Below are 6,147 nucleotides of genomic sequence, written 5' to 3'. Positions count from 1 at the left end.
CAAACGTAGCCTGGAGCGTCTGCGCAGCGACTACGAACTGGCTGAAGGCCAGAGCGACGCCTACCTGATCAGCGGCCACTTCCTCGCCCTCGCCGACCACCCGCGCCAGCAGTGGAACGACCTCTGGCTACTCAATGAAGTCATCCATGAAGGCAAGCAGCCACAGGTGCTGGAAGAGTCGGTGACCAGCAACACCAAGCCTGGCGACGGGTTCCAGCAGGGCTACCGCAACCGCTTTACCGCCACGCCCTGGGACATCCCCTACCGCCCCGCGCTCGAACATCGCAAACCCCAGGTATTGGGCAGCCAGACCGCCGTGGTCACCGGCCCGGCTGGCGAGGAAATCCACTGCGACCAATACGGCCGGGTGAAAGTGCAGTTCCACTGGGACCGCGAAGGCCAGGGTGACGACACCACCAGCTGCTGGCTGCGCGTGGCCTCCAACTGGGCCGGCGACGCCTATGGCGGTGTGGCCATTCCGCGCGTGGGTATGGAAGTGCTGGTCACCTTCCTCGAAGGCGACCCCGACCAGCCGCTGATCACCGGCTGCCTGTATCACGCCGAGCACGTGGTGCCCTACGACCTGCCGGCGAACAAGACCCGCAGCGTCTTCAAGACCCTGAGCAGCCCGGGCGGTGGCGGTTACAACGAATTTCGCATCGAAGACCGCAAGGGCGCCGAGCAGATCTACATCCACGCCCAGCGTGACTGGGACGAGAACATCGAACACGACCAGAAGATCCGCGTCGGCAACGAGCGCCACGATACGGTCGAAGCCAACAGCTACACCGAACTTCGGGCCGAGGAACACCGTACCACCGACCTCGACCGCAAGGTGGAAGTGCGCGCCAACGACCACCTCACCGTCGCCGTCACCCAGCACAACAAGATCGGCACCGGCCAGTTCATCGAAGCCGGCAACGAGATTCACTACAACGCCGGCAGCAAGGTGGTGATCGACGCCGGCATGGAGCTCACCGCCACAGGCGGCGGCAGCTTCGTCAAACTCGATCCCAGCGGCGTAACCATCAGTGGTGCAACCATCAAGATGAACACCGGCGGGGCGCCGGGCAGTGGCTCGGGGCTGAGGATATTGGGGCCGGTGATTCCGTGGGCGGCGGATCAGGATAAGGCAGGAGACCTGACCGTTCCCGCCATGCTTAATCCCTTCATGCAGAAAAGCAGACAAGGTCTCCCACTGGTTTCGGTCTGCGGTAAACAAGCCAATGGTGTTTGCAGCCGAGAGGATTGCCCATGTCTTCGTGGCTGAGTGGGTACCTGGAACAGCCTGCAACGGCTGAACCCTGGTTGGAGGCTGCTGGCGAAGCTTTCTACTGCGTGATCGATCAGGTTCGTCATCCGAACGTGCTTGCGTCCCTATATCAACTGCCCAACCCAGTCGAGGTTTCACGTCTCTTCCAAGGCACTCCATTTGGTGAGTTGCATGAAGTAAGCCCGTTCTGGGTGAGAGTCGAAATGGGGAGCGCTGCCGCGGCTGACCTTGCGGAGCGGTGCCGTATTAACCGCTCGGGCATCCTGCTGACCTCCAGCGCCGATCCAGTTGAGGTGCTTGCGCATGCACGTCGCTTGCTCCGGATGCACAGCGACACTTATGGCGATTCGCTGGCGCGTTACTACGATCCGGCGTTCTGGTGTGCGCTGGCTTTGACAGTCCCTGCCCATGAGCTTCACGGCCCCTGGGAACGGGTATTTACACCGCCAGCCAACCTCGGCGATTCGAATTGGCGGATGTGGAGCCGTGGAGAGGTAACTGGTGAGCAAGTCGGCGATGGGGCATACCCCATCAAGCTGGGAGATAAGACCCTGGCTGCAGCGGATGATCTGCGTTGGTGGTATTGGCTACGCGCTCATGAAGCAGAAACGGCTGGCCGAATGCCCAATGAGCAACTGCCCTTGGTGCTCGACAATCTACGCCTACTGGTCGAGCACGGCATCGACGAAGGGCGCCATTGGGAGCGCTTGCTCCCCCACCTGAGCCGGCAGCCTCTGCGCGAGCACTCGGAATACATGCAGGTGCTACGCAGCCAAATGCCGGCATTCGAGAAAGTACAACGACTGGAAGTCTGACATGACAGGTACGTCCGAAACCCAAGCAAGCACAGAGCAATTGGTACCCGTTGTTCTACCCGCAGATGCACCATTACCCGACGCAGGCAATGAAGTGTTCTGCAAAGACACCAAGCCAGGGTGCAACCAGAGCTACCACGATATTATCTATGTCACCGGTCAGCGTCGCTTCTGGCTGCTACCTAAGCGGGCGGCCGATCATCTGGCCGAAGCCGCTGCCACACTGAAGCAGAAGACAGTAGATACCGACAAGGCGGCGCGCATGAGCAAAATCGCCGACTCAGGCCTGCTGGATTACTTCCTGACCCCTAGTCCAGATGCTTTCCTTGAATTCAGTGATGGCGCCACGGACGAGCGAACCCGCTACCTGGATGCCAAGGCTGCGGTCGAGGATGAGAAGAGGCTACAAGAGCAATATCGCAAAGAGTGGCATGGGGCTCGGGCGCGAGGTGACAGCACTGCCGCCATGCAGGCGGAGCGTAAGATTTTCTATAGCAATGAGCGTGTTGCAGTGAGCGAACGGGTGATCGTTCAGTTGGAGGAAGTGGCATACCAACGTGCGGAGTCCCTCGGCTACCTGCGGGAGAATGGTGTGTTCTACACCCCGCGAGCGTTACAGGCCCGCGATGCTGTGGACACTTACATCGCAGAGCGGGACAACGCCATCGCCCATGGCTTCGAGATGTTCGATCAGGGCAATCGCAAGGTTGGTACCGCCTGGGAGCACCTACGAGACTACAAGGCCCTTCATCAGAAATTCGTGGAAACGGGCGAGGTGGATGCTCGCGCTCTACGTGGCGTGCGTTTGAATATCCTGGCCCTTGAAGATTTGATGGCGAAGTATATCGGCGCCATCGTCGAACTGGCCGAATGCGGCATCGCCGTCCCTGAATTCGCCCTCAGTCCCGATGACCTCTATCAAGGCACCGAAGAGTTTCAGGCCTATGTAAAGCTGCTGGGCCAGCGCCTCAAGCTGGAGCAGAGCATCGAGCAACGCTATGCCGAGTGGACCTCGGCCACCGGCAACAATGCGGCACCGCCCGGTGTCCTCTTTGTTGAGCTGCAAGCTCAATGGCATCAGTTGAATGACGAAGCGGAGCGCCTCAAAACTATTGCTGAAGCGCGCGTTCGGGAGTTAATGCCGCCACGGCTATTCCTCTGGGAGCCGGAGAGCTACCAGCCCAAGCCTATCGAACGCTTGGCCAAAGCAAACATTCCGCTTCGCGAACTCAGCAGCGCGGCAGCCGGGCAGGTGTTGAGCCACATCAGTCTCAAGTACCTGGCTCAGCAGGGGGCCGGCGTAATCGGTGAAGCGCTCAAGGAGCTGAAGGCGTTACCGAAATCACTGGCCAAGCAAGCCGACGAGGATCGCGCCTTCAGCGATTGGTTAAAGCAAGAGGGGGCGCATCCAATCAAGGAGAAGGGACCCTGGTTCGATGAAGACGGTCTGTTCCTGCCGGATGATTTTTTCGCGGCCCTGAAGAGCAAAGGGCTCGAGGTCGAGAGCCTGAAAGCAGAGGACAAACGGCAGCGCTGGGGAGCGACCCTCAAGGCGATGATCTTTGAAGATCGGCAACTGCGAAATCTCATGCTGTTCGACAACAGCCCACAGGCTCAACTGGTGCGCTGTCTGTTGCCTGCCGGTAGCAATATGCAAACGGAGCTGAAGATTGAAGGGCCGCAATGGCACAAGGGGCCCCAGGCCTTTCATGCCAAGGCTCATCTGGATGTTGCCGCGTGGCGTGGCGAGGTCAGCTTGTTTCAGTTCGAGCTGCCGGAGCGGAGCAAGGCTGAACCCATAGCGCCTAGCTATACGGCCTACGACGGTAGCACCCGTACGTTCGACTTCGGCAAGCTGTCGCTTAGTCTGAGCGCCAAGGCCTGGGGCTTTGCCGGGGCCAGTTTGCTGCTTGCCCGTGACCTGACCCTAGACCAGAAGACGGGTTTCACCAGTATCGCCGGGTATGACAGCGCCACGAAGACAGGCGATTTGGCCAAGTTCGATCTGTTCATCGGTGCCCAAGCGGGGTGCAAACTCACTGGTCAGCTCGACTGGTGCCCGCCGCCCAGCACGCTGCCCCCAGCCCCGGTGCCCAATCGCATCCCCATCAATGGCTGGAGAAATCTGGCCAAGTTGGATATGGAACTGGTAGCCGCCGTGGGTGGGGGCGTGTCGGGCAAGGTGCGGTTGCAACTGAACAAGGGCCGTTTCCTACTGTCCATCCAGGGCTCCTTGGTCTGGGGAGGTGGCTTCAAAGGCTACATGACCTTCGAGGTGGGCTATGAGAGCGTGGTCGCCTTGTTGGAGCTGATACGCAAGGAGCTTCTGGCCAACAATAACGAAGATCCTGAATGGATCGACGGAGAAGCCATGGCCTACGTGAGGAAGCTCTCTTTATTCGGTGCCCTTGCCATGGATGTGCCCTTCCTCTACGCGCGTCGCTACGCCTTTGCCAAGGAGCTGTATGACAAGCTGACTGATGGCGGGCGAGGTGTGCAGATCGCTCGAACCTTGGTACGGCACGAAAGACAGGACGTAATGAAAAGTTGGCTGCTCGATCTGCAGCCTGACGCCCTCGGGCCTCTACTGATGGCGCTAAGCAGCCTCCCAGGATTTCTCGCGGATGAGGATCACTTGCTCCAACAGCAAGCCATCGAACGCTGCCTTGGGTGGATAGAGCCACGGCCGGATGCCGCCCAGCGTTTCGAGGAAGCGGTGATCCGTATGAACCGTGATGGGGCCAGGCCACCTAATGCCGGGCATGCATATTGCGAGAATAGACTACGGCTGGACTCGTTCATGAGTGAAAAAGTCTCGGGGCTGGTCGGTGCCAACAACCAGATGCGCGCGAGGTATCGTGAGCGTGTTGGGAGGCTTGGAAGTCGGTTGTTTGGTTATTGCGAATACCATGTCAAACCTTTCGGCCCGGCGCTGGGTGGGGCTGAGAAGATAGTAGTTACTTACAAGGGGCCAGACATTGGTTAAACAAATCGGTTTTGTCATACTTTTGTTTTTCTCCAGCGTTGCTTTTGCTCAGCTTACTACGGAGCAAGAGTCAGCTAAGAAAAAAGGGCTTGAACTCTATAATCAGTATATGGGGGTTTCTGCAGTTGACCCCTTACGAATAGCAGCAGAGGCAGGTGATAAAACAGCGCAGTACTATTTGGGGGAAACACTCCGTTTGAACAATATGTTCATGACCTCCGAGGCGCAAAAGTGGTACGAGGCGGCAGCTAAGCAAGGGGATCTTTTCGCCATGCTCCGCTTGGGAGATAGCAATGATCTTTGCCATTCTCTAGCCACTTGTGCTGGAGGTGGCTCCGAGTGGCGAGAAAAAGTGCTGAGTCTTGCCTATGAGGAGGCAGAGAGAGGCGATACGGAAGCCATGCGTGTTTTGTACTACGCAGAAGAAGGCTTGGTATGGCTGGAAAAAGCTGCGGAGGCAGGGGACACGGATGCACAGCAACTTCTGGGCAGTTTCTACAAAGCAGGAGGAGGCTGGTTCTTAACGACCGGTAACCGTAATAAGGCCGTCGAAAGGTGGTTTCGAGCTTCTGCTGAGGGCGGTAACCCTGTGGGGATGATGCTCTATGCCAACTACCTATTCGAGAACGACGGGAGCAAGAAGGAAATACGTCATTGGGTAAAGACGGCTGCTGAGATGGGCCATATCGATGCAGTCAGCACGTACGCATCTAATATCGCACACCTCCCTAACGACTTGGATTTCCCAGAAGATTTAGTCGCAGGTTATGGACTGACCTATTTGCTATCTCAGCTCCAAGGTGGAGGAGTTGCACCTGAGGATGGGCGGAGGAATCTCCCGGAGCTGGCTAAAAAGATGACGCCAGCACAAATTGAAGAGGCTGAGGTATTCGCAGAAGACTGGGCAAAGAGTCATCCACCTCTTTCTTACTTTGTTCCTGTATATGGATATTAGCGGTAATGGTAATGCCGAGATTCAGTTTGATTTTATTTGTAGCGTTGGCGCTCTCTTGCTCCGCGTTCGCACAATTAACGCCTGATCAAGAGGCCTCAAGGGATAAGGGGCTTGGGCT

At 57.8% G+C, this 6,147-nt stretch carries 4 protein-coding genes; all 4 read left to right on the top strand.

The window, feature by feature from the left end:
- On the top strand, positions 1-1,270 hold a 1,270-nt coding region (tssI, locus tag BLS08_RS23635; protein ID WP_139204299.1), incomplete at its 5' end, for a type VI secretion system tip protein TssI/VgrG.
- Positions 1,255-2,088 (top strand): DUF4123 domain-containing protein, encoded by an 834-nt coding sequence (locus BLS08_RS23630; protein ID WP_055984827.1) that lies wholly within the window; start codon positions 1,255-1,257, stop codon positions 2,086-2,088. The genes tssI and BLS08_RS23630, both read left to right, overlap by 16 nt.
- Position 2,089: 1 nt before the next feature.
- On the top strand, positions 2,090-5,074 hold the full coding sequence (locus tag BLS08_RS23625) for a hypothetical protein (RefSeq protein ID WP_055984824.1): 2,985 nt from the start codon (positions 2,090-2,092) through the stop codon (positions 5,072-5,074).
- Positions 5,067-6,029, top strand: coding sequence for a tetratricopeptide repeat protein (locus BLS08_RS23620; protein WP_055984820.1), 963 nt, complete (start codon positions 5,067-5,069; stop codon positions 6,027-6,029). Before BLS08_RS23625 ends, BLS08_RS23620 begins: the two co-directional genes overlap by 8 nt.
- Positions 6,030-6,147 lie beyond the last annotated feature (118 nt).

Origin of the sequence: Ectopseudomonas chengduensis (genome assembly GCF_900102635.1) — a bacterium.
In the GTDB taxonomy this organism is placed as follows: domain Bacteria; phylum Pseudomonadota; class Gammaproteobacteria; order Pseudomonadales; family Pseudomonadaceae; genus Aquipseudomonas; species Aquipseudomonas chengduensis.
This window is presented reverse-complemented; position numbering and strand designations above follow the sequence as displayed.